Origin of the sequence: Streptomyces sp. H39-C1 (assembly GCF_027158125.1) — a bacterium.
GTDB classification, from domain to species: domain Bacteria; phylum Actinomycetota; class Actinomycetes; order Streptomycetales; family Streptomycetaceae; genus Actinacidiphila; species Actinacidiphila fildesensis.
This window is the reverse complement of the sequence record NZ_JAPVLS010000041.1, coordinates 45,233-68,244: the sequence shown is the minus strand read 5'-3', so window position 1 is coordinate 68,244 and position 23,012 is coordinate 45,233. Positions and strand designations below refer to the sequence as shown.

At 71.2% G+C, this 23,012-nt stretch carries 18 protein-coding genes; 6 read left to right on the top strand and 12 right to left on the bottom strand.

The features are described 5' to 3' along the window. From O3W51_RS25750 to O3W51_RS25705, 10 genes are all read right to left on the bottom strand, one after another. Entirely contained in the window at positions 1–516 is a 516-nt protein-coding gene (locus O3W51_RS25750; RefSeq protein WP_269287422.1) for a cytidine deaminase, read from the bottom strand. Then, positions 513–1,790 carry an ABC transporter permease gene (locus O3W51_RS25745; protein WP_443048336.1) on the bottom strand — a complete coding sequence of 426 codons (1,278 nt, stop codon included), beginning with the start codon at positions 1,788–1,790 and terminating at the stop codon, positions 513–515. The genes O3W51_RS25750 and O3W51_RS25745 overlap by 4 nt, the downstream gene beginning before the upstream one ends. Continuing rightward, entirely contained in the window at positions 1,787–2,896 is a 1,110-nt protein-coding gene (locus O3W51_RS25740; protein WP_138352223.1) for an ABC transporter permease, read from the bottom strand. The genes O3W51_RS25745 and O3W51_RS25740 overlap by 4 nt, the downstream gene beginning before the upstream one ends. After that, the gene (locus tag O3W51_RS25735) at positions 2,893–4,458 is read right to left on the bottom strand and encodes an ABC transporter ATP-binding protein (protein ID WP_244809846.1); all 1,566 of its coding nucleotides are present in this window, start codon (positions 4,456–4,458) and stop codon (positions 2,893–2,895) included. The genes O3W51_RS25740 and O3W51_RS25735 overlap by 4 nt, the downstream gene beginning before the upstream one ends. A gap of 182 nt (positions 4,459–4,640) precedes the next feature. Beyond that, complete coding sequence (locus O3W51_RS25730) at positions 4,641–5,675, bottom strand: BMP family lipoprotein (RefSeq protein WP_138352225.1); 1,035 nt, start codon at positions 5,673–5,675, stop codon at positions 4,641–4,643. Between the two features lie 153 nt (positions 5,676–5,828). After that, the gene (locus O3W51_RS25725) at positions 5,829–6,962 is read right to left on the bottom strand and encodes an amidohydrolase (protein WP_198357058.1); all 1,134 of its coding nucleotides are present in this window, start codon (positions 6,960–6,962) and stop codon (positions 5,829–5,831) included. 275 nt (positions 6,963–7,237) lie between these two features. After that, positions 7,238–8,353, bottom strand: a complete 1,116-nt coding sequence (locus O3W51_RS25720; protein WP_164294940.1) for a hypothetical protein — start codon at positions 8,351–8,353, stop codon at positions 7,238–7,240. A gap of 100 nt (positions 8,354–8,453) precedes the next feature. After that, positions 8,454–9,404 (bottom strand): N-acetylneuraminate synthase family protein, encoded by a 951-nt coding sequence (locus O3W51_RS25715; RefSeq protein ID WP_381585549.1) that lies wholly within the window; start codon positions 9,402–9,404, stop codon positions 8,454–8,456. Then, positions 9,401–10,690: an acylneuraminate cytidylyltransferase gene (locus O3W51_RS25710; protein ID WP_269287420.1), complete on the bottom strand. Its 1,290-nt coding sequence runs from the start codon at positions 10,688–10,690 to the stop codon at positions 9,401–9,403. Before O3W51_RS25710 ends, O3W51_RS25715 begins: the two co-directional genes overlap by 4 nt. A 23-nt stretch (positions 10,691–10,713) precedes the next feature. Next, positions 10,714–12,030, bottom strand: a complete 1,317-nt coding sequence (locus O3W51_RS25705) for a DUF6716 putative glycosyltransferase (protein ID WP_164294941.1) — start codon at positions 12,028–12,030, stop codon at positions 10,714–10,716. A 187-nt stretch (positions 12,031–12,217) separates the two neighbouring features. On the opposite strand from O3W51_RS25705, the gene O3W51_RS25700 reads away from it, so the two are divergent. The 5 genes from O3W51_RS25700 (at position 12,218) to O3W51_RS25680 (ending at position 17,613) form a co-directional block, all read left to right on the top strand. Continuing rightward, positions 12,218–13,201, top strand: a complete 984-nt coding sequence (locus O3W51_RS25700; RefSeq protein ID WP_138352229.1) for a glycosyltransferase family 2 protein — start codon at positions 12,218–12,220, stop codon at positions 13,199–13,201. Further along, positions 13,201–14,571 carry a polysialyltransferase family glycosyltransferase gene (locus tag O3W51_RS25695; RefSeq protein ID WP_138352230.1) on the top strand — a complete coding sequence of 457 codons (1,371 nt, stop codon included), beginning with the start codon at positions 13,201–13,203 and terminating at the stop codon, positions 14,569–14,571. Before O3W51_RS25700 ends, O3W51_RS25695 begins: the two co-directional genes overlap by 1 nt. Next, entirely contained in the window at positions 14,568–15,725 is a 1,158-nt protein-coding gene (locus O3W51_RS25690; protein ID WP_138352231.1) for an acyltransferase family protein, read from the top strand. Before O3W51_RS25695 ends, O3W51_RS25690 begins: the two co-directional genes overlap by 4 nt. Before the next feature lie 79 nt (positions 15,726–15,804). Beyond that, positions 15,805–17,358, top strand: coding sequence for an FAD-dependent monooxygenase (locus O3W51_RS25685; protein ID WP_269287418.1), 1,554 nt, complete (start codon positions 15,805–15,807; stop codon positions 17,356–17,358). A 123-nt stretch (positions 17,359–17,481) separates the two neighbouring features. Beyond that, entirely contained in the window at positions 17,482–17,613 is a 132-nt protein-coding gene (locus O3W51_RS25680; protein ID WP_138352233.1) for an SCO1431 family membrane protein, read from the top strand. Positions 17,614–17,645: 32 nt separating this feature from the next. Here O3W51_RS25680 and O3W51_RS25675 read toward each other — a convergent pair whose 3' ends face one another. Continuing rightward, the gene (locus tag O3W51_RS25675) at positions 17,646–19,244 is read right to left on the bottom strand and encodes an acyl-CoA mutase large subunit family protein (RefSeq protein ID WP_138352234.1); all 1,599 of its coding nucleotides are present in this window, start codon (positions 19,242–19,244) and stop codon (positions 17,646–17,648) included. A gap of 221 nt (positions 19,245–19,465) precedes the next feature. Between O3W51_RS25675 and O3W51_RS25670 the strand changes: the two genes are divergently transcribed. Further along, complete coding sequence (locus O3W51_RS25670; protein WP_138352235.1) at positions 19,466–20,350, top strand: L,D-transpeptidase family protein; 885 nt, start codon at positions 19,466–19,468, stop codon at positions 20,348–20,350. Between the two features lie 37 nt (positions 20,351–20,387). On the opposite strand, the gene O3W51_RS25665 is transcribed toward O3W51_RS25670, so the two are convergent. After that, positions 20,388–22,709 (bottom strand): HEAT repeat domain-containing protein, encoded by a 2,322-nt coding sequence (locus tag O3W51_RS25665; protein ID WP_138352236.1) that lies wholly within the window; start codon positions 22,707–22,709, stop codon positions 20,388–20,390. Positions 22,710–23,012: the final 303 nt, after the last annotated feature.

The following is a 23,012-nucleotide window of genomic DNA, read 5'->3' as shown; positions in this document are numbered from 1 at the left end:
TTAGCGGTTCAGGTCTTCGGAGCCGAAGGCGTCCGGCAGGACTTCGCTCATCGGGACGACGCCGCGCGGCGTGTCGACGAGGAGGCCGGGGCCGCCGTTCTCCCACAGCAGCTGGCGGCACCGGCCGCACGGCATGAGGAGGTTGCCGCGCAGGTCCACGCAGGTGAAGGCGGTCAGCCGGCCGCCGCCGGAGGCGTGCAGCGCGGAGACGAGTCCGCATTCGGCGCAGAGCGCGACTCCGTAGGAGGCGTTCTCGACGTTGCAGCCGACGACGACACGGCCGTCGTCGACGAGGGCGGCGGCGCCGACCGGGAAGTGCGAGTACGGGGCGTAGGCCCGGGACATGATGTCCTGGGCCTGCTTCCGCAAGCCCTCCCAGTCGACGGAGTCGACGGCCCCGGAGCCGGCCTCGGCACCAGCACCGGCCTCGGCACCCGCACCGGCACCCGCACCGGCACCGGCACCGGCACCGGCACCCGCAGGCTCGTCGAAGCCCTCGGCAGGAGGATGCGTCACTTGCCCTGGCCCTTCCGGTACGGCTGGCCGTCGGCCGCCGGCATCCGCAGTCGCTGCGAGGCGAGCGCGAGCACCAGCAGGGTGACGATGTACGGCGTGGCCCCGACGAGCTGGTCCGGGACCGTGTCGGTCAGGGAGTACCAGACGACCAGCAGCGCGGCGACGGCGCCGCCCACCACGGCCGGCAGGTACTTCTTCTGGTAGAGCCGCCAGGCGGCCAGCGCGGCCAGGCCGACCGCGAGGGCGAGCAGCAGGGCGTGCACGGTCTCGCCGCCGTTGCGGAGCTGGAGGCTGTCGGAGTAGCCGAACAGGCCCGCGCCCATGGCGAGCCCGCCGGGCCGCCAGTTACCGAAGATCATGGCGGCGAGGCCGATGTAGCCGCGGCCGCCGGTCTGGCCCTCGTTGTAGATGTGCGAGGGGACGATGGCGAGGAACGCGCCGCCGAGGCCGGCGAGACCGCCGGAGGCGATGACCGCCAGGTACTTGTACTTGTAGACGTTGACGCCCAGCGACTCGGCGGCGATCGGGTTCTCACCGCAGGAGCGCAGCCGCAGACCGAACGCGGTCCGCCACAGGACGAAGAACGTGGCCACGAAGAGCGCCGCGGCCAGGATGGTGAGCGACGACAGGTCCGTGACGAGGCCGCCGATGATCCCGGCGATGTCCGAGATCAGGAACCAGTGGTGGCCTTCGAGGGTGTGCATCCAGTCGGAGAGGCCGGGGACGGTGAACGACTTGATGTCGTCCATCGGCGGCGACTGCTTGGGGCTGCCACCCGCGGCCGCGGCCTTGCCCATGCTGAACCAGATCTTGGCCAGGTACTGGGTGGTACCCAGCGCCAGGATGTTGATCGCCACACCGGAGACGATGTGGTCGACGCCGAAGGTAACGGTCACGACGGCGTGGATCAGGCCGCCGGCCGCGCCACCGAGGATGCCGGCGAGGACGGCGAGCCACGGGTTGGTCTGCCAGCCCGCCCATGCCCCGAAGAACATGCCGAGCATCATCATGCCCTCGAGGCCGATGTTGACCACGCCGGCCCGCTCCGACCACAGGCCGCCGAGGCCGGCGAGGCCGATCGGCACGGCCATGGTCAGGGCGCCGGAGATCTGCCCGGAGGATGTCATGTCGTTGGCGCCGGTGATGGCGCGTACGGCGGAGATGAGGATCAGCGCGCCCGCGATGATCAGCAGCACACGGGAGAACGTGAGCTTGGCGCGGATCTTCGCCGCGGGGCTCTTGGCGGTCTTGCCGGGGGTAGCCGTGGCGCTCACGCTGCCGCCTCCTGCTTGGTGCGGGCCTGGGCGGCGAGTTCTTCGCCGACCTTCTGTTGCTGGCGTTTGATGCCGTAGCGGCGGACGACCTCGTAGGCGATGACGACGCAGAGCACGATGATGCCCTGCATGACGCCGACGATTTCCTTGTCGTAGTCCTCGAACTCCAGCTTGCTGGACGCGATTTCCAACCAGCCCCACAGCAGCGCGGCCAGCGCGATACCGATCGGGTGGTTCCGGCCGAGCAGCGCCACGGCGATGCCCGTGAAGCCGATACCGGCCGGGAACTCGGTGCTGAACTGGTGCGCGTCGTTGAGCAGCACCGGCATGCCGACCAGCCCGGCGATGGCGCCCGAGAGCAGCATGCTGGTGATGATCATGCGCTTGACGTTGACCCCGCTGGCGCCGGCCGCGGACTCCGAGCGACCGACCGTCCGCAGGTCGAAGCCGAAGCGGGTGCGGGAGAGGCCGAACCAGTAGAGGACGCCGACGAGGACGGCGATGACGATGAAGCCCCAGATCGTGCCGTCCGTGCCCATGTCGAACCCGAAGAAGTGCCCCGAGGAGGGGATTTCCTTGGTGGAGACCGAGTTGGTGTCCGCGTGCAGCTGGGCGAGCCGGCCGGGGATCATGAAGTAGCCGATCACCGCGGTGGCGATGGCGTTCAGCATGATCGTGGTGATGACCTCGCTGACGCCTCGGGTCACCTTGAGCACACCCGCGATGCCCGCCCACATCGCGCCGACGAGCATCGCGGTGAGGATGATCAGCGGGATCTGGATGACGGAGGGCAGGTTCACCGCGCCGCCGACGACGGCCGCGAAGAAGGCCGCGAGGCGGTACTGGCCGTCGACGCCGATGTTGAACAGGTTCATCCGGAAGCCGATGGCCACCGCGATGCCGGCGAGGTAGTACGGCGTCGCCTTGTTGAGGATGAAGACCTGGCTGTCGCTTGTCAGGCCCTTGTCGAACATCACGTTGAACGCGTGGAACGGTTCCTTGCCGGTGGCCAGGAGCACGAGCGCGGTGAGGACGAAGGCGGCGACGATCGCCAGTACGGGAGCGGCCAGGCCGAGGATCAGCCGATCCTTGTCGAACTTCTTCATCGGTCCTCTCCTTCGGCGTCCGTGTGCTCGAGGTGGCCGGAAGCGGCGCCGGTCATGGCGGAACCCAGCTCCTCAGGAGTGATCGTGGCGGGGTCGGCGTCCGCGACCAGGTGGCCGCGGTACATCACCCGCAGGGTGTCGGACAGGCCGATCAGTTCGTCCAGGTCGGCGGAGATCAGCAGCACGGCGAGGCCCTCGCGGCGGGCCTGCCGGATCTGGTCCCAGATCTGCGCCTGCGCGCCGACGTCCACACCGCGGGTCGGGTGCGCGGCGATCAGCAGCTTGGGCAGGTGGCTCATCTCGCGGCCGACGATCAGCTTCTGCTGGTTGCCGCCGGAGAGGGACGCCGCGGTGACCTCGATGCCGGGCGTACGGACGTCGTACTCCTTGACGATCCGTTCGGTGTCGCGGCGGGCCGCGGTCAGGTCCAGCAGCGCGCCGCGGCTGTTGGGCTTCTCGGTGACGTGGCCGAGGATGCGGTTCTCCCACAGCGTGCCTTCGAGGAGCAGGCCGTGCCGGTGGCGGTCCTCGGGGATGTACCCGATGCCGTCCTCGCGCCGCTTGCGGGTGGGGGCGGTGGAGATGTCGGCGCCGTCCAGGGTGATCACCCCGGCGTCGGGGGTCCGCATCCCCATGATGGCCTCGACCAGTTCGGCCTGGCCGTTGCCCTCGACCCCGGCGATGCCGAGCACTTCGCCCTTGTGGATCGTCAGGCTGACGTCGCCGAGCACGGTGCGCTCGATGCCCTCGGCGTCGACGGCGGCCAGCTTCAGCCCCTTGACGTCCAGCAGGACCTCGCTGGTCACCGTGGACTCGCGGGTCTCCGGCGACGGCAGTTCACTGCCGACCATGAGTTCGGCGAGCTGCTTGACGGTGACCGACTTCGGGTCGGCGTCGCCGACCGTCGTACCGCGGCGGATGACCGTGATCGCGTCGGCGACCGAGAGCACCTCGCCCAGCTTGTGCGAGATGAAGATGATCGTCAGGCCCTCGGACTTGAGCTCGCGGAGGTTGGCGAAGAGCGCCTCGACCTCCTGCGGCACGAGGACCGCGGTCGGCTCGTCCAGGATCAGGGTGCGGGCGCCGCGGTAGAGGACCTTGAGGATCTCCACGCGCTGCCGGTCGGCCACCCCGAGGTCCTCGACGAGGAGGTCGGGGCGGACGCCGAGGCCGTAGGCGTCGGAGAGCTCCTTGATCTTGGCGCGGGCCTTGCCGCCGATGCCGTGCAACTGCTCGGCCCCGAGAACGATGTTCTCCAGCACGGTGAGGTTGTCGGCCAGCATGAAGTGCTGGTGCACCATCCCGATGCCGAGCCGGATGGCGTCGGCCGGGGTGTGCAGGTCCGCCTTCTCGCCGTCGAGGGTGATGGTCCCCTCGTCGGGGCGCTGCATCCCGTAAAGGATCTTCATGAGGGTCGACTTGCCCGCGCCGTTCTCGCCGACCAGGGCGTGGACGGTGCCACGGAGCACGGTGATGTCGATGTCGCGGTTGGCGACGACGCCGGGGAAGCGTTTGGTGATGCCGCGGAGTTCGACGGCGGGGGGACTGCTGGACGCGTTGATGACGCACTCTCCTCGCGGGGCAGAGCGGAGCGATGGGGGTGAACGTATCGCGAGGATCGGACTCTACGCGCGTAGCGGCGCCAGATCCACAGTTGTCGCGGGATACATACGGCACGGTGGCCGCACAAGGCACGAGGCCCGGCAGGGAGCGTGACGTTCCCTGCCGGGCCTCGCGTCGGTGATCAGCTGGTCGGAGTCGTCCGGACCGTCAGCGTGCCGTCGGTGATCTTCTTCTTCGCGGCGTCGAGCTGGGCCTGGATGTCATCGATGTAGCCACCGGAGGTGGCCAGGCCGACGCCACCCGCCTTGAGGTTGTAGACGTGCGTGCCGGTCAGCGGCTTGCCGTCCTTGACGCTCTTGATGACGTCGTAGACCGAACCGTCGACGTTCTTGACGGCGGAGGTCAGGATCGCGGTCTTCCACTGCGCCAGGCCCTTGTCCTGGTACTGGTCGCCGTCGACGCCGATCGCCCAGGTGCCCTTCTTGCCCGCGACGGCCTCGATGGCGCCGGAGCCGGAGCTGCCCGCGGCCGCGTAGATCACGTCGATGCCGCGGTCGAGCATGCCCTTGGCCTTGGCCTTGCCCTCAGCCGGCTTCGCGAAGCCGGAGAAGTCGCCGCCCTGGGTGATGTACTCGATGTCGACCGAGACGTCGGGCTTGGTGTCCTTGACGCCCTGCTGGTAGCCGGCCGCGAACTTCTTGATCAGCGTGGTGTCCACGCCGCCGATGAAGCCGACCTTGTTGGTCTTGGTCTTCAGCGCCGCGGCGACACCCGCGAGGTAGGAGCTCTGCTCCTCGGTGAAGTTGATGCTGTCGATGTTCGCGCCCTCGACCACGGAGTCAACGATCGCGAAGGTCGTCTTCGGGAACTTCTTCGAGACGGCCTTCACCGAGTCGGCATAGGCGAAGCCGACACCGATGACCGGGTTGTAGCCCGCACCGGCGAGGTCGTTGAGCTTCTGCTCGCGGTCCGCCTCGGTGTCGGTGTTCTTGGCGGTGAGCTCCTTGCTGCCCAGGTTGAACTCGGCCTTGGCCTTGTCCAGTCCCTTGGCGGCGGAGTCGTTGAAGGAGTGGTCGCCTCGGCCGCCGACGTCGTAGGCGATACCGACGCCCTTGTCCTTGCTGTCGTCGGAGCTGCTGCTGCCACACGCGGTGGCGGTGAGGGCGAGGGCCGCGGACGCGACACCCGCAGCAACGATCTTGGTAACCCGGCGCACGAGGGTCCCCTTCATTCGAAAGCGCCCCGTCCGGCGCTGGCTAAGCGGGAGCTTAACGCGCGTAGATGTCAGGTAAAGGCTGAATGAAGACCTGTTATCGGATCGACGCATTTCGGCCAGGTGAACCACCCGTAAGCACCACGCCACCCACCGTCAGACCAGCAGCGCAGCCCCTGCGAGCAGCTCGGCGCCGATCACGACCGGGTCCTCGGCGTCCTGGGATTCACCCGGATGGACGCCGTGTCGCGCCGGCCCGTCGGCGGGTCGCAGACCGAGCCTGGCGAGCGCTCCCGGCACGTGCTCCAGGTACCAGGCGAAGTCCGCGCAGCCGAGGCTCTGACCGGTGTCCTCGACGGCGTGCGCGCCGCGGCTCAGCGTGATCGCCTCGCGCAGCAGCTCCGTCGACTCCACCTCGTTGACGACCGGCGGGACGACGCGCTGGTACCGGATCTCGCACTTCGCCCGGTACATGCCGGCCACCTGGTCGATCACCTCGTGCACCAGGTCGGGCGCGTCGTTCCAGGCCGCCAGGTCCAGGCAGCGGACGGTGCCCTCCAGCTCCGCGTGCTGCGGGATCACGTTGCAGGCGTGGCCGGCCTCGATGCGGTCCCACACGACCCGGACGCCGGAGCGCGGGTCCATCCGGCGGGCCAGCACGGCCGGCAGTTCGGTGGCCATCTTGGCGGTGGCCATCACCAGGTCGGTCGTCAGATGCGGGCGGGCGCTGTGGCCGCCCGCGCCGTCGAGCTTCAGGACCAGACGGCCGACGGCCGCGGTGATCGGGCCCTGCCGCAGACCGATCCGTCCGGCGTCGGTGTCCAGGTCGCCGTGCACGGCGAGGATCCGGCCGACGCCCTCCAGCACCTCCGCCTCGATGGCGCCGAGCGCTCCGCCCGGGGTCGCCTCGTCCGTCGGCTGCAGGATCAGCCGCACCGGGCGCGGCAGCCTGCCCTCGCGTTCCAGGGCGGCGAGCGCCAGAGCGGCGCCGAGCAGCACCGCGTCGATGTCGCTGTGCAGTGCCAGACGCGGACGGGCGGGGTCGGTGGCGCCGATGTCACAGACGATTCCGGTCCCGCCGGGCAGTACCCGCGGCCGTAGACCGTCCTGCTCCAGCCGGGCCAGAACGGCCGCGGCGGCGGCCTCGGCGTCGTGGGAGTCCGGCCGGCCCGTTGCTGGGCGGCGGCTCAAGTCCCGGCGGAACGCGATCAGTTCGGCGCGCAGCCCCGCGGGCAGCGCGCCGGATGGCACTGCGGGTGAGTCGTTCACCTCCGACAGCGTAGGCCCCATGGGAGATCCTCCAGCGTTGATCGAGAGAAATTCATTCCTGTTGAAGGAGAAGAAATCACCCGATCGGCGCATACCCAATCCCTCTGGGGGGTATCACGGCCTCTTGGGCCTTCACCACCCATCCCATCCTCGCTCAACGATCCATCGATCGCGAGGCAACGGCTCCGGCGCAGGGGGTGTCCCGTGCCACACCGGGGTCCGGTGGCCCGGAGCGTAGGGGCCGGGCATCGCGGCCCACTGGATCCGCGGGGGGATCCGGGCCTGGACACAGCCCCCTAAGCGGTCGCGGTGACGGAGGTCAGGCCGTGCAGGTCCCTGGCGGTGCCGGTGATGCCGGAGAGGAAGCCCTGCGCGCGGGGTGAGGCGGTGTGGGTGAGCCAGCCGTCGTCGATGTCGCGGACGACGACCTTGACCCCGGTGCCGGCCAGCGCGAGCGGCAGCGTGTGGACGACCGTGGACGGGAAGCTGAGCACGGTGTGACCGATCGGCCCCCGGCGGGCGACCAGTTCCAGCGGCAGGTCGGGGCGGACGATCTCCAGCCCGGTCTGGACGGCGAGCCGGTGCAGCTTGGCCGTGTCCTCGCGGCGGTGCGCGAAGTAGCGGGTGGCGCCGTGGGATTCGGCGAGGGTGGCGACCGCGGCGAGGTAACGGTCGAGGTCGACGACCCCGGTCTCGACGAGGGACGTGCCGATGATGTCGGTGCCGGCGGTGATCCGCGGCGGCCCGAAGCGCGACCGCGTCCACGCGAACCGGTTGGCGCGCAGCGCCATCCCGGCCGGCGGTGTCGCGGGCATCGCGCTGAAGAGTTCGACGGTGCGGCGGCGGCCGGGGGTCAGCCGGCGGCGGGCGGCCGAGGCGAAGACCGCGAAGGCCGCGTCGACGGGCGACCGGCGGCCCGCGCGGTGCCAGCGCACCAGACGGCCGCCCCTGCTCAGGATCTCGGTGAACTCCATGGTGGCGGTGCCGTCGTCGACCACGGTGATCTCCCGGGCCCGGCACAGCGGCAGGAGCACCTGCACCAGCCGGGAGAACGGATCACCGATGACGAGGTGGCGTACGCGCAGCAGCAGCGGCGCCAGGGTCATGGCGGTACGCAGCAGGCCGAGCCGGTTGCTGCGGGCCTCGAACCAGCGGACGGTGACGCCGTCGTCCCGGGCGAGCTCCGCCATGCGGCGCAGCTGCCCGCGGCTCATCGGGTCGCGGGGCGAGAGCACCACGACGGTGAGCGGGCCGGTGACCGGGCCGCCGCCCGGGGCGGCCGGAGCCGCCCCGGGACGCGGTGCGGCGACCGCGGTCGGGGGGTGTATGTGCGACCACTCCAGGACGTTGAGGAGCTGGACAGGGGACTCGACCAGTGCGAGCGGTCCCCGGCCGGTTGCGGGCGCGGTCATCCCGTACTCCTCGTTCTCATGGTTCGCGTGGTGCGCGGTGCCCTCGGGTCATGGGGGCGTGCGCGGGGCCCGGCCGCTCGGGCCGGGGTGGCGCGGTCCGTCAGACGGAGGCGGTGGCGCGGTCCGAGCCCGACGCCTCGGCCTCGGCGACGACGCCGGGGACGCGGCGGAGCTTCTTCATCGGGCCGAGCTCGCCCTCGTAGACCTTCTTGACGCCGTCGCCGAGCGAGGTCTCGATGATGCGGATGTCGCGGACCAGGCGCTCCAGTCCCTGGGACTCGACGGAGGCGGCCTGGTCGGAGCCCCACATGGCGCGGTCGAGGGTGATGTGGCGCTCGATGAAGACCGCGCCGAGGGCGACGGCGGCCAGCGTCGTCTGGAGGCCGACCTCGTGGCCGGAGTAGCCGACGGGCACGTTCGGGTACTCGGCCTGCAGGGTGTTGATCATGCGCAGGTTGAGCTCTTCGTGCTTCGCCGGGTACGTGGACGTGGCGTGGCACATCACGATGTTGTCGCTGCCGAGCACCTCGACGGCGTGCCGGATCTGCTTCGGGGTGGACATCCCGGTGGAGAGGATGATCGTCCGGCCGGTGGCGCGCAGCGCGCGCAGCAGGTCGTCGTCGGTGAGGCAGGCGGAGGCGACCTTGTGGGCCGGGAGGTCGAACTTCTCCAGGAACGCGACGGACTCGACGTCCCACGGGGACGCGAACCAGTCGATGCCGCGCTTGCGGCAGTAGTCGGAGATGGCGTTGTAGTCGTTCTCGTCGAACTCGACGCGGTGCCGGTAGTCGATGTACGTCATGCGGCCCCAGGGGGTGTCGCGCTCGATCTCCCACTGGTCGCGCGGGGTGCAGACCTCGGGGGTGCGCTTCTGGAACTTCACGGCGTCGCAGCCGGCCGCGACCGCGGCGTCGATGAGCGCGAAGGCGTTCTCCAGGTCACCGTTGTGGTTGATGCCGATCTCGCCGGTGACGTAGACGGGCTGTCCGGTGCCGATGTAGCGGGTGCCGACCGGACGGAGGTTCTTCGGGGTCAGGGGGGTGCTGGTCACTGGGAGAGATCCTTTGCGGAGAGAGGTGCTGAGGGGACTGCTGTGAGGGGTGCGTAAGGAGGGTCGGTAGGAGGGGCGGCCAGATTCGGGCCGAGAATCCACCCGGCGATCTCGCGGATCGCGCCGCGGCCGCCCGGGGTGGAGGTGATGGAGCGGGCCGAGGCCCGTACGACGTCGTGGGCGTTGGCCACGGCGACGGGCCAGCCGGCGAGCGCGAAGCAGGGCAGGTCGTTGACGTCGTTGCCGACGTACAGGACCCGCTCGGGGGCGATCGTCTGCTCCTCGCACCACTGCTTGAGGGCGAGGTCCTTGCGGGCGATGCCGTGGAGCACGGGCACCTGGAGCTTCCTGGCCCGTGCCGCGACGACCGGGTTGGTCTCCGAGGACAGGATCAGTACGGGGAGTCCGGCGCGGCGCAGTGCCGCGATGCCGAGCCCGTCGCCGCGGTGCACCGCGACGGTCTCCCGTCCCTGGGCGTCGACCAGCACCGTGTCGTCGGTCTGGGTGCCGTCGAAGTCGAGTACCACCGCGTCGATGTCGTCGAGGGTGGGGGTGGAGCCGGCGTCGAGGAGCGGCGCGAGAGCGCGGGCCCGGACGACGTCGTCCGGCTCGTCGATCTCCAGGACGCGGGCCGGTTCGGTGCGGACCAGTGCGGTGCGGCCGAAGAACCGGTGGCCGGCGGCTCGGAAACCGGGGGCGCGCATGGCGTACGCGGCGCCGGTCTCCAACAGGTCCTGGGGGCGGTCCTGGCGGCGCGGGCGGGTGGCCTTGTCGTGGTTGACCCCCTGACCGCCGTCCTCGCCCTCACGCCAGACGAAGCCGTGGAAGGGGGCGACGGTGTGCGCGGTGTCGGCGCCGTCCTCGATGACGGCGGCGGCGACGCCGTCGACCTCCTCGCGGGTGAGGAAGGGGCTGGTGCACTGCACGAGCAGAACGACGTCGAGAACGCCGCCGCGCATCGCCTCGTAGGCGTCCATCGCGTGCAGGACGGCGGCCTCGCTGCTCGCCGTGTCGCCCGCGATGGCCGCGGGCCGCAGGACGACCTCGGCGCCGGCGGCGCGGGCCGCCTCGGCGATGGCGGGGTCGTCGGTGGACACGGCCACGTCGGTGACCAGCCGTGCCGCGAGGCATTCGCGCACCGCCCGGGTCACCAGCGGGACGCCGCCGACGGGCGCGAGGTTCTTGCCGGGGACGCCCTTGGAGCCGCCCCGGGCGGGGATGACGGCGAGGACGCGGGCGCCCGCGGGAACGGGAACGGGAGTGGGCGCGGACAGTGGGGTGGTCACGGGTGCTCCGGTCGGTCGGTTCGTCACAGCTGGCCCCAGCGGCGGATGACGGGCGCGACGCGCTGCACGCCCTGCCGGTAGGCGGTACGTGCGGAGTTGCGCGCGGCGTCCCGCAGCGCCCGGCGCAGGGCACTGGGCTCGCGCTCGGCGACCGCGCCGGGCAGCGGCTCGCCCTTGGCGTCGAGGCCGTGCCGGGCCAGCACGCCCGGCAGATAGCCGGGGGCGGTCAGCGGGGTGTAGTACGGCGCGGGCGGCGGCAGTTCGCCGGCAGCGACAAGGGTGGTGACGCGCTCACGCAGGGCCCCGAACGGGTCTTCCGAGGCCACGCCCTGGGCGGCGAGCCAGCCGGGGTCGGCCTGCGGGACATGGCCCTCGTCGAGCTGGTCCCAGGAGGCGAAGCAGCCCGAGCCGAGGAAGTGGTGGTTGCCGAGGGACTCACGGATGCCGAGGTCGGTGAGGACGGCGGTGGGGACGGAGCGGTGCAGGGACTCCAGGGCCGCGGTGGAGCTGACGGTCACCAGGAGGTCCGTGCGGTCCAGGACCTCGCCCATGTGCCCGTAGACCAGCCGCAGGTTGTCGGGCGGGCCGAGCTTGGCGACGAGCTTCTGGTACGGGTGCTCCTCGATGTGCGTGGTGTGCTCACCGGGCTTGCTGCGCAGCTTGACCAGCACCTCGCGCTCCGGGTGCCGCCGGGCGTGCTCCACCGCGCGGCGGGCCAGATAGGTGCGGTCCGTACGGCCTTCCGGCGCGGACGGCTGCACGGCGAAGGTGACGGTGAACGGCCGCTCGTCCGACGGCCGGTAGGGCGCGCCCTCCAGGAACGGCAGCGCGGTCTCGACGATGCCCGCGGTGTCAGCGCCGACACCCGCGTAGGTGTCGCGGAACCGCTGGGCGTCGTGCGCGCTGTTGGCCAGCACCACATCGGCGCCGGCCCGCAGCAGCAGGCCGTCGGCGAGCTTCTCGTAGACCACGCCGACGTATCCGGTGACGACCACCGGGCGGCGGGTGCTGCCCTCCCAGGCGCGGGCCAGACCGTGCAGCATGGCCTGGACGGTGCCGCCGACACAGGCGAGTACGACCACGTCGCAGCCGCCCTCGGCGTCCCGGCCGTGGCCGGCCTCGCTCAGGAACTCGGCGGCGGTGACCTCGCGCATCGACTCCGCGGGTATGCCGATCTCGGCGAGCTGGCGGCTCGTCGGAGTGGCCCGGCCACGGAGCAGACGGGCATCGAGCCGGACATCGGACGAAATACGGCGCGCTGTCAGCGCACCCCATTTCCAACGGGTGTCCGAATCGGCGAGAACGGTGATCCGCAACGGACCGGAAGAACTTTTCGGCACGACGCAGACGCTAGGAATCCGTTCCGAGCAGCGTTCCAACGTTGAGCCAACGGACGGTAAACAGCGTGCCGCGAATTGCCCAACCATGCTTAAGGGGCGGCTGCTTCATGGTCCCGACATGCGCCGTTCACCTGAGGGTCCGCGCAATGTCGGCCGCCGAGTCCGGTCGGCCCCTAACGTTCAGCAGGTGGTCAAGCTCTCCGTCATTGTGCCGTTTTACAACGTGCAGGCATTCGCACCCGACATGCTCCAAAGTCTTCGTGCGAACTCCCGCCCGGATTTCGAATTCATCCTGGTCGACGACCGTTCGACGGATGACACCCCGAAAATCCTGGAGCGGGCGACACGCACCCTTCCCGGCTCCGTTCTCGTGGCGCGCGAGACCAATGGCGGCCTGGCCACCGCCCGCAACACCGGAATCGACGCGGCGCGCGGCGAGTTCCTCACCTTCCTCGACGGCGACGACTGGCTGGCCCCCGGCTATCTGTCGCAGCTGCTCGCGGCCATCGAGGAGCTCGGTACCGACTTCGTCCGTACCGACCATGTGCAGTGCACCGACCGGGTCCGCGTCATCACTCATGTGCCGCACGGCCGGCGCGGGGTGGTGCTGAACCCGCGGGAGGCGATCCTGCCCACCGCGCGGCCGACCTCCGTCGACTATCCCTTCGCCTGGGCCGGGATCTACCACCGCCGGCTCGCCGACGCGGGGCTGCTGCACTTCCCCGACGGGCTGCGGACCGCCGAGGACCGGCCGTGGATCTGGCGGCTGCACCGGGAGGCGGCGTCCTTCGCGGTGGTGGGCCTGCTCGGGGTCTTCTACCGGCGCGGCATCGCCACCTCGCTCACGCAGATCGGCGACGTACGGCAGCTGGACTTCATCCGCTCCTTCGACCAGGTGCTCGCGGAGACCGCCGCCGACCGGGACGCGGACCGCTTCCTGCCGAAGGCGGTACGGACCTACTGCGCGATCATCGCCCACCACCTCAACTCCATCGAACGCTTCGAACCGCAGGTCGCACGCCAGTTGAAGACGATGAGCGCCGCCGCCCTGAAGCGGATGCCGCAGGACATCCTCATGGAGGCGCTGGACTCGATGGGTGTCGACCGCAGCGTCCCGCTCCGCCGCCTGCGAAGGCGGCTCGCCTCCTCGACCGGGACGGTGGCCGCCTGATGGCCCGCGCACGCACCCAGATCCATGTGGCGTCGACGCTGTACGGCGCCGCCACCATCGCGGCGGCCCTGGACGCCGGGCTGTTCGGCCCCGCGGACCGGCGGCTGCTGCTGATCAGCAACAACTCCGCCGTTCCGGAGACCACGCCCGCCGTCGACGAGGCCCCCGGCTTCGGGGCGCTGCGCGGCCGGTTCGACCGGGTGCTGTCGTGGAACGAGACCATCGCGCCGATGCACCCCAGCGACTGGGCGCCGCGTCCGGAGGACGTCCCCATGTGGGAGCGGTATCTGCGGATGCTGTGGGACCTCGGTGACGACGATGTGGAACTGATCGTCGAGTCGATCCAGGTCAAACCCGCCGCCGCGCTGGTCCGGCTCTTCCCGGCCGCGCCGATCGAGGTCTACGCGGACGGCCTCATGTCGTACGGCCCGACCCGCGACAAGCTCGAACCGCTGGTGACCACCCGCATCAACCAGCTGCTCCATCTCGACCTGGTGACCGGACTGCGGCCGCTGCTGCTGACCGAGCACGGCATCGAACCGCGGATCGTGCCCGCCGCGGAGTTCACCAAGGTGCTGGCGGAACTCGCCGACGCGAGCGACGGGCCGGACGAGGCCGAGCTGTCCGCGGTCCCCGAGGACGCGGCGCTGCTGCTCGGCCAGTACCTGTCCGCGCTGGGGATCCTCACGGCCGTCGAGGAGGAGGAGCTGCACCTGCGGATGCTGCGCGGCGCGGCGGCCCTCGGGCACCGGCGGATCGTCTTCAAGCCGCACCCCATCGCCCCCGCGCACTGGTCGGAGCCGCTGGAGCGGGAGGCGGCCGCGCTCGGTGTGGAGCTGACGGTGCTGGACTCCCCCGTGCTGGCCGAGGTGCTGTACCAGCGGGCCCGTCCGGCGCTGGTGGTCGGCTGCTACTCGACGGCGCTGCTCACCGCCTCGGCGTTCTACGGGATCCCGGTGGCGCGGACCGGTACGGAGATGCTGCTGGAGCGGCTGTCGCCGTACCAGAACAGCAATCGCGTCCCGGTCACCATCGTCGACTCCCTGCTGCCCGATCTCGACGACGCCGAAGCCGTCCGCACCTGGTCCCCGCCGGCCCCCGAACGGATCGCCGGGGACCTCACGCCGCTGCTGCGCGCCGTCGGGTTCTGCATGCGGGCCGAGCTGTACCCGGAGTTGCGCGAGGAGACCGTCTCCTATCTGTCGAAGGAGCTGAACGCCCGTACCTGGCGGTACTTCAAGCGCCGCCGGCTCGCTTCGCTGGCCCTGCCGGGCGTGGTCCCGGCGCAGCTGGCGTTCCTGCCCCGCAATCCCCTGCTCCGTCGCGTCGCCCGCCGCGCACGCGCCTTGAAGAAGGCTGCCATCGGATGAGTCTCCAGCTCCAGCAGGTCACCGCTCAGGACCCGGCACCGGATGCCGCACCGGACGCGGTGGTGGCCGCCGCACCGCGGCCCGGCCGGCTGCGGGCGCTCGACGGGCTGCGGCTCGTGGCCGCGCTCATGGTGTGCCTCTACCACTACGCGGGGCGCGGCGGCGATGCCTGGAAGGCCTGGGGGCAGACGCCCGCGCTGGTCTTCCCCGAGCTGTCGAAGGTGGCCGTCTACGGGCCGCTCGGCGTCCAGATCTTCTTCGTGATCAGCGGGTTCGTCATCTGCATGAGCGGCTGGGGGCGCACCCTCAAGGGCTTCGCGGTCTCCCGGGCGACCCGGCTGTACCCGGCCTACTGGGCGGCCGTCCTGCTGGTCACCGCCGTCTTCGCACTGCCCGGTGTGGTCTGGAAGACCGTCTCGCCGAGCGATCTGCTCACCAACATGACGATGCTGCAGATGCCGGTCGGGGCCGACCGGGTGCTCGGTGTGTGCTGGACCCTGTGGGCGGAGCTGCGGTTCTATCTGCTCTTCGCGCTGGCCGTCGTGTGGCCGGGCGCCACCCGCCGCCGGGTGCTGGCGTTCTGCGGGCTGTGGACGATGGGCGCGGTGCTCGCGGACGCGTCGGGCGAGGCGTTCCTCAAGACCGTGCTGATGCCGGAGTACGCGCCGTTCTTCATCGGCGGCATCGGGATCTATCTGGTCCACCGCTTCGGCAACGACCCGCTGTCCTGGGGTGTCGTCGGGGTCGGCTGGCTGTTCGGCCAGCACTACGCGGTCAAGGGGCTGATCCCGAACGCGCATGCCGCGCACGTCTTCCAGCACCGCTCCGAGTCGGTGATCATCCTCATCGTGACCCTCGGCTTCGCGGCGGTGGCGGCGGTCACCCTGCTGCCCCGGGTCGCGGGCGTCGACTGGCGCTGGCTGACGACGGCGGGAATCCTGACCTATCCCTTCTATCTGGTCCATGAACACCTGGGCTGGGTCGTCATCTTCCAGCTGCACCAGCGCCTGCACATGCCGTCGTACGCCGTGCTGCCGCTCACCGCCGGGTCGATGCTGGTGCTGGCGTGGCTGTTGCACCGGTTCGTGGAACGTCCGCTGGCGCCCCGGCTCAAGCGCTTTCTGACGATGGTCCCGAAAGCTCCCGTCCGCTGACCGAACCTTGACCGTTTTCTCAACTACCCATGAAGCAAAGGGTCTTGGCTTCTGGAACCCGTCGGTACGCTCTGTCCGCATGGCACCCAACAGCGCCCACGACGTGGGCGTACTCATCGCCGGAGCAGGCCCCACCGGTCTGGCGCTCGCGGTCGACCTGGCCCGCCGGGGGATATCCGCCCGCCTCGTCGAACAGTCGGACCGGCTCTTCCCGGGCTCGCGCGGCAAGGGCTTGCAGCCGCGCACCCTGGAGGTCCTCGACGACCTCGGCGTGATCGACGCCGTCCTCGCGTCCGGCGGCCCGTACCCGCTGATGATGGGCTGGCAGGACGACCGGCGGCTCGGTGAGTGGGACCTGCTGGAGCGCTTCGCGCCGACGCCGCAGGCCCCGTACGGCGAGGTATGGATGCTCACCCAGTGGCGCACCCAGGAGATCCTCCACGAGCGGCTGCGGGAACTCGGCGGCGGCGTCGAGTTCGGGACCGCGCTCACCGGCATCACCCAGGACGCCGACGGGGTCGACGCGGCACTGTCCCTTCCCGACGGCACGGCCGGCACCGTCCGGGCCCGCTTCCTGGTCGCCGCCGACGGCGGACGCGGCACCGGCCGCCGGGCGCTCGGCGTCGGGATGACCGGCGAGACCATCGACCCGCACCCGATCCTGATCGCCGATCTGCTCCTCGGCGGCATCGACCGCGACCACTGGCACGTCTGGCCCAAGGCGGAGGGCGGCACCGTCATGCTCTGCCCGCTGGCCGGCACCGACCACTTCCAGCTGCTCGCCCAGTACACGGACACCGGCAGCGAGCCGGACGGCACCGTCGAGGGGATCCGCGAGCTCATCGGGGCCCGGACGCCGATCGGCGCCGAGCAGGTCCACGAGGTGCTCTGGTCGTCCGCCTTCCACCCCAGCGCGGCCATGGCCGACCGCTTCCGCGTCGGCCGGGTGTTCCTCGCCGGCGACGCCGCGCACATCCACTCACCGGCCGGCGGGCAGGGCCTGAACACCGGCGTCCAGGACGCGTACAACCTGGGCTGGAAGCTCGGCCAGGTACTGCGGCACGGTGCGGGACCCGAGCTCCTCGACAGCTACGAGGAGGAGCGGCTGCCGATCGCCGCCGACGTCCTGGGCCTCAGCACCCGGCTGCACGGTGCGACCCGCGACGGCGACGACACCGCCGCCCGGCAGCGCGGCACCGACACCCACGGCCTGGAGCTGAACTACCGGGGTGGGCCGCTCACCCGGGAACTCCGGCCCGCAGCGCTACCCGGGGGAACGCTGCCTGACACGGCGCCGCGCGCGGGCGACCGGGCCCAGGACGCGCCGCTGGCCGGCGGCGGCCGGCTCTTCGACCTGTTCCGCGGCCCGCACTTCACCCTGCTCGCCCTGGGGACCGCCCAGCTGCCGCCGGACCCGGGGGCGTGGGCGGGCCCGGGGGCGTGGGCGGGCCCGGGGGCGGATCCGGGCCTGGTGCACGCGCACCGGATCGACGACGCCCCGGAGCACGGCGCGAACAGCGCGTACGCGGTCTACGGCGACGGGCTGTTCGTCGTCCGCCCCGACGGCTACCTCGGCCTGGCCACGGAGGATCCGGCCGATGTGGCCGGGTACCTTGCCCGCTTCACCGGCTGACCCTGCGGTGAAATGGGTCACGATCCGCCATAAAGGTGAGTTTGCCCCTGTACAGCGGGCGAAAGGCCCCCGCATCCTGGGCAGCTGCGGGGGGCTTCTCATCGGCGGACGACAGGACTGGCAATGGCGGAGATCGCAGCGGCGCGTACCGGTACCGGCGGGCCCCAGGAGGGCCGGAAGATCGTCGAGCACATCGTCGGCTGGACGCTCTGCATCGTCGTGGCGATGCTGATCACGCAGCTCCACCTGCTCTGACCGGCGGCCTCCGACCTCCAGGGCCCGCCTGCTCAGAACGCGTCGGTCGGGACGTACGTCCCCCACACCTCGCGCAGCGCGTTGCAGACCTCCCCGACCGTGGCCCGCGCGCGCAGCGCGTCCTTCATCGGGTACAGGACGTTGTCCGTGCCCTGGGCCGCCTTCTGCAGCGCCGCGAGCGCGGTGTCGACGGCGCCCTGGTCCCGGGTGGCGCGCAGCGTCGCCAGCCGCGCGGCCTGCTGGGCCTCGATGGCCGGGTCGACGCGCAGCGGGTCGTACGGGTCCTCCTCGTCGAGCTGGAAGCGGTTCATACCGACCACCACGCGTTCGCCCGCGTCCTGCTCCAGGGCGATGCGGTACGCGCTGCGCTCGATCTCGCCCTTCTGGAAGCCGTGCTCGATCGCGTTGACGGCGCCGCCCAGGTCCTCGACCTTCCGCATCAGGTCCAGCGCGAGGGCCTCGACCTCGTCGGTCATCGTCTCGACCACGTAGGAGCCCGCGAACGGGTCGACGGTCGCGGTCACATCGGTCTCGTAGGCGAGCACCTGCTGGGTGCGCAGCGCCAGCCGGGCCGACTTGTCGGTGGGCAGCGCGATGGCCTCGTCGAAGGAGTTGGTGTGCAGCGACTGCGTGCCGCCGAGCACCGCGGCGAGGCCCTGGATGGCGACGCGGACGAGGTTGACCTCGGGCTGCTGCGCGGTGAGCTGCACGCCTGCGGTCTGGGTGTGGAAGCGCAGCATCTGCGATTTGGGGTTCTTCGCGCCGAACTCGTCCCGCATCACCCGAGCCCAGATCCGGCGGGCGGCGCGGAACTTCGCGACCTCTTCGAGGATGGTCGTGCGCGAGACGAAGAAGAACGACAGGCGGGGCGCGAAGTCGTCCACGTCCATGCCCGCGGCGACGGCGGTGCGGACGTACTCGATGCCGTCGGCGAGCGTGAAGGCGATCTCCTGCGCGGGCGAGGCGCCGGCCTCGGCCATGTGGTAGCCGGAGATCGAGATCGTGTTCCACTTCGGGATCTCGGTGCGGCAGTACTTGAAGATGTCGGCGATCAGCCGCAGCGACGGCTTCGGCGGGAAGATGTACGTGCCGCGCGCGATGTACTCCTTGAGCACGTCGTTCTGGATGGTGCCGGTCAGCCGGTCGGCAGGGACGCCCTGCTCCTCGCCGACGAGCTGGTACATCAGCAGCAGAAGCGCGGCGGGTGCGTTGATCGTCATCGACGTGGACACCTTGTCCAGCGGGATGTTCCCGAAGAGCACCTTCATGTCGTCGACGGAGTCGATGGCGACGCCGACCTTGCCCACCTCGCCGCTGGAGATCTTGGCGTCGGAGTCGTGGCCCATCTGCGTCGGCAGGTCGAAGGCGACGGACAGGCCCATCGTGCCGTTGGCGATCAGCTGCTGGTAGCGGGCGTTGGATTCGACCGCCGTGCCGAACCCGGCGTACTGCCGCATGGTCCAGGGCCGGCCGGTGTACATCGACGGGTAGACGCCACGGGTGAACGGGTACTCCCCCGGCTCGCCGAGCTTCTCCGCGGGATCCCAGCCGTCGAGTGCCTCAGGCCCGTAGACCGGCTCGATGGGCAGTCCACTCTCGGTGGACCGGGCGGTGTCCGTCTCGCGCGCCATGGTTCACGCCTCCGCATCGCTGTCGCGTTACTGGTGGGTAATATCCTGTCTCCGGCACGGACTGTAGTTGCGGGCGTGCGAGCCGTGGAGGGGCCCGCGCTGGGAGCTTCCTCACAGTCTTGTCTCTCCGATGTCACGAAACAGTCTTGCTCCGGATCCGTGCAACTGCACGGGCGGGTTGAGTGTCTAGCCGGGTAACTGCAGATTCTGGGGGGCAAAGGGTGACTGTCTTGCGTACGAAGAGAACTCCGATAGCGATCGTGGTGGCCGCTCTGGCGGCAGCGGCTCTGGTGGGCTGTGGCCCGCAGGACAAGCCCACCTCGGGCGCCAAGCCGACGCCTGCCGCGTCGACCACCGCGAGTCCCACCGACTCCGCGAGCCCGAGTGACTCACCCTCACCCTCGGCGTCGAGCTCGACCACGGCCTCCGCCACCCCCAGCGCTTCCGCGACCACGTCCAAGCCCCCGGTCGTGCCCGCCGTCATGAAGCAGGGCTCCACCGGCGCGCAGGTCCGTGAGCTGCAGGCCCGGCTGGGCCAGCTCAACCTGTTCAGCCGTACGCCCACCGGCACCTACGGCTCGGTCACCGCGAACGCCGTGAACGACTTCCAGGAGCGTTACGGCCTGCCGATGACCGGCAGCGTCTCCGCGCAGACCTGGACCAAGCTGCGCGGCGTGACCAAGCAGCCGACGCACGCGGCGATGTACCCGCCCACCACCCAGCCGGCCAGCGCCAAGCTCGACCCGCGCTGCATGACCGGCCGTGTGCTCTGCATCAGCAAGACCAGCCGGTCACTGTCCTGGGTGATCAACGGCAAGGTGCAGACCACGATGGACGTGCGCTTCGGCTCCCAGTACACCCCGACCCGCGAGGGCCAGTTCAAGGTGGACTTCAAGAGCCGTGACCACGTCTCGACGATCTATCACACGTCCATGCCGTACGCGATGTTCTTCAGTGGCGGCCAGGCCGTGCACTACTCGTCCGACTTCGCGGCCCGCGGTTACGCCGGCGCCTCCCACGGCTGTGTGAACGTGCGCGACAAGGCCGCCATCGCCTCCCTCTTCGACCAGGTCAAGGCCGGCGACAAGGTCGTCGTCTACTGGTGACCCCGGGCCGGCCTGACGTGAGGTCCGAGAACAGGACCTAACGGCCGCTGTCCACGACGGGCCCTGTTCCGGATATCCGGGACAGGGCCCGTCGGCATGCCAGGAGCAGTTTCTCGTCGGCGCACACATCGAGGGTGCCGTAGTGGTCGCCCTCGTTGTTGTGCCGACGGACGGCCGCCAGTTCGTCGCGCAGCAGCGGGGCGGCGCCGGCCGCGGCGGGACCTATCCCGGCGAGGCAGCCGGCGATGACCGTGCGGGTGTGCACGTTCTCCGCCCAGGCGGACCGCAGGACGGGCAGCACAGGACCGGCGTCGCCGGAGACCCGCCACAGCGCGACCGCCGCGTCCACCCGCATCCACACCGCGGGGTCCGCGAGCAGCTCCCGCAGCCGCGGCGCCGCACCGGCCGCCGCGGGGCCCAGCTCGCCGAGCGCCTCGGCCGCCGAGCGCCGGGTGTGCGGGCTGTCGCTGTTCAGGTGCGCGAGCAGCACCGGCAGGACCGCGGTGTTCCGCTCGATCGCCCAGAGCGCGGACGCGGCCTCCAGGGCGATACAGGAGCCGGGATCGGCCACCAGCGCGCGCAGATCGGGCAGCGCGTCGCGGGCGGCGTCACCGAACCGGGCGAGCGCGCGGATCGCCGAACACAGCAGCCAGTCCCGGCGGGCCTTCGGCGCCCCGCGCAGAATCCGCAGCACCTCGGGGAACGCCTCGGCGGCCGCGATCGCGGCCACTCCCCTGAGCAGCGGCTCCGCCTGGTCGTACGCCTCCTCGTCGTTCAGCGTCACCTCGGCGAGCCTGCGGCGCAGCAGGGGTGCGAGCGGGACCGCCGCCGCGCCCAGGTGCTCGATGGCGAACCCCAGGTCCTGGGGTATGTCCGGCCGGTCCAGGGCCGAGGCCAGCGCGGGCAGCGCCCGTGGGTCGCCCAGCCGGGCGAGGGTCTTGACCATGCCGCCGAGGCTCGGCCGCCCCTGCGACCACTCCTGGACCCAGCTCCCGGGATCCGCCGCGACCGCCTCGGCGAGGGCGTCGGCTGCGGGTGCGGACAGTTCGTACAGGTTTTCCAGCACCGAGGCGGCGCCGTCGCGCAGCCGCTCCTCGGGGTCGGCGAGCTGCTGCCCGAGCAGGACGACCAGCTCCTCGTACGGTCCGCGCCAGCCGCGCACCAGGCCGCCGCTCATCCACACGGCGTCGATCCGCCGGCCCCAGTCCGGGCTGCGCAACTGGTCGATGACGAGCGCGATGCGGTCGGCGACCCGGTCGTCGAGCGCGGTGTGCAGCGTACGGAGCAGGTCGGCGGCCCAGGGCGCGGAGCGGCCGGCCTCGGCCCGCTCGCGCAGCTCCCGCAGATGGCCGACGAAGGTGGCGGGCACCTGGCGCTCGGCGGACACCTCCAGGGGAGACCGGCTGCCCGCCTCCTCGCCGCGCACCGCGCGGAGCAGGGCGACGGCGGTCGGCACGATGTCCGCCGGCAGCCGTTCGGGCGCGCAGCGGGCGAGTTGGGCGAGCGCGGCCAGCCGCAGGCCCGGGTCCGCGGAGAGCGACCGGCTGTCGGACGAGCGGTCGGCGGGGCCGTCGGCGCGGTTGCCGGCGAGCCGGGCCAGCCAGTCGGCGGCCTCGGCGGCCGGGCCGCCCGGGCGCAGCGCGAGGGTGCCGACGGCCTCGACGAGGGCCAGCCGGGTCTCCGTGTCCCGCTCCACCGGCAGCCGGTCGCGCAGGACGTCGAGTATCCGCGCGGTCTCCCCGTGCAGCGCGCCGAGCGCCACCGGGACCGCGCGCCGTACATCGGGATCGGGGTCCGCGACGAGCTCGGTGAAAACTTCCGCCTGGGCCCGTACGGCGGTGACGGCCATCGCGTAGTTGGCCCGCCAGGCGGCCGCCTCCGCGTCTTCGGAGGCCGCGGCCTCTTCGGCGTCCAGCAGTCCGAGGATGTCCTCGTCGTCCAGGGCGTCCGTCGCATCGCCGGACCCGCCGGAACCGGTGCCGGGAGCGTTTCCGGAACCGTCCCCCAGCGCGCTCCACGAACCTCCCGCGACCGGGCCCCCGGCCTCGATCACGATCTCGTCCAGGTACTCCTCCGCGACCTCGTCGCCGCCCCCGATGCTGGTCAGCAGGACGACGATCCGGCCCCGGTCCCGCACCGCCGGATCCGCCACCAGCTCGAAGAGAAAGGGGATGCAGGCGAGCGTCGAGTCGTACACATCGCCCTGGTGATGAACGGCCCCGTACATCGCGTCGAGGGCGGCCTCCCGCTCCCCCGCGTCCGCCGAGGCCAGCCCCCGCAGAAGTTCGGGGACCTCCTCCGCCGATCCGTAGGCATGCCCCATAGCCGCCCAGTCGATCTCGTACAGTCCTGCCAACATGGCGTACCTCCCCCGGTTTTGCTCTCCCAACCGAGTCTGCACCACGGCACCGACATTCGGCCGGGAGTTATCGGCCGACCGCCAGGACCCGCCACCGGCCGCCGCGGACCGCCACCAGCCACTTCCGGCCACCGCCATGGAACACCCGGCGGGCGCGGCCGGGTAGGGGGAATGCACCCGGCCGCGCCCTGGGCGCGGACCCACCCGGCACGGGGAGCACCGGGGTCCGCCGGGCCGATGACCAGTCGACCCATTACTTAAAGCGTCAACCAGCTGGAAAGTGTCACCGGACGCTTCCGGGCC

Excerpts from the sequence above, each read along its gene's own strand:
- O3W51_RS25740 (WP_138352223.1), bottom strand. The coding sequence starts at position 2,896 with ATGAAGAAGTTCGACAAGGATCGGCTGATCCTCGGCCTGGCCGCTCCC.
- O3W51_RS25725 (WP_198357058.1), bottom strand. The coding sequence starts at position 6,962 with ATGGGGCCTACGCTGTCGGAGGTGAACGACTCACCCGCAGTGCCATCC.
- O3W51_RS25720 (WP_164294940.1), bottom strand. The coding sequence starts at position 8,353 with ATGACCGCGCCCGCAACCGGCCGGGGACCGCTCGCACTGGTCGAGTCC.
- O3W51_RS25695 (WP_138352230.1), top strand. The coding sequence starts at position 13,201 with ATGGCCCGCGCACGCACCCAGATCCATGTGGCGTCGACGCTGTACGGC.
- O3W51_RS25690 (WP_138352231.1), top strand. The coding sequence starts at position 14,568 with ATGAGTCTCCAGCTCCAGCAGGTCACCGCTCAGGACCCGGCACCGGAT.
- O3W51_RS25685 (WP_269287418.1), top strand. The coding sequence starts at position 15,805 with ATGGCACCCAACAGCGCCCACGACGTGGGCGTACTCATCGCCGGAGCA.
- O3W51_RS25680 (WP_138352233.1), top strand. The coding sequence starts at position 17,482 with ATGGCGGAGATCGCAGCGGCGCGTACCGGTACCGGCGGGCCCCAGGAG.
- O3W51_RS25675 (WP_138352234.1), bottom strand. The coding sequence starts at position 19,244 with ATGGCGCGCGAGACGGACACCGCCCGGTCCACCGAGAGTGGACTGCCC.
- O3W51_RS25665 (WP_138352236.1), bottom strand. The coding sequence starts at position 22,709 with ATGTTGGCAGGACTGTACGAGATCGACTGGGCGGCTATGGGGCATGCC.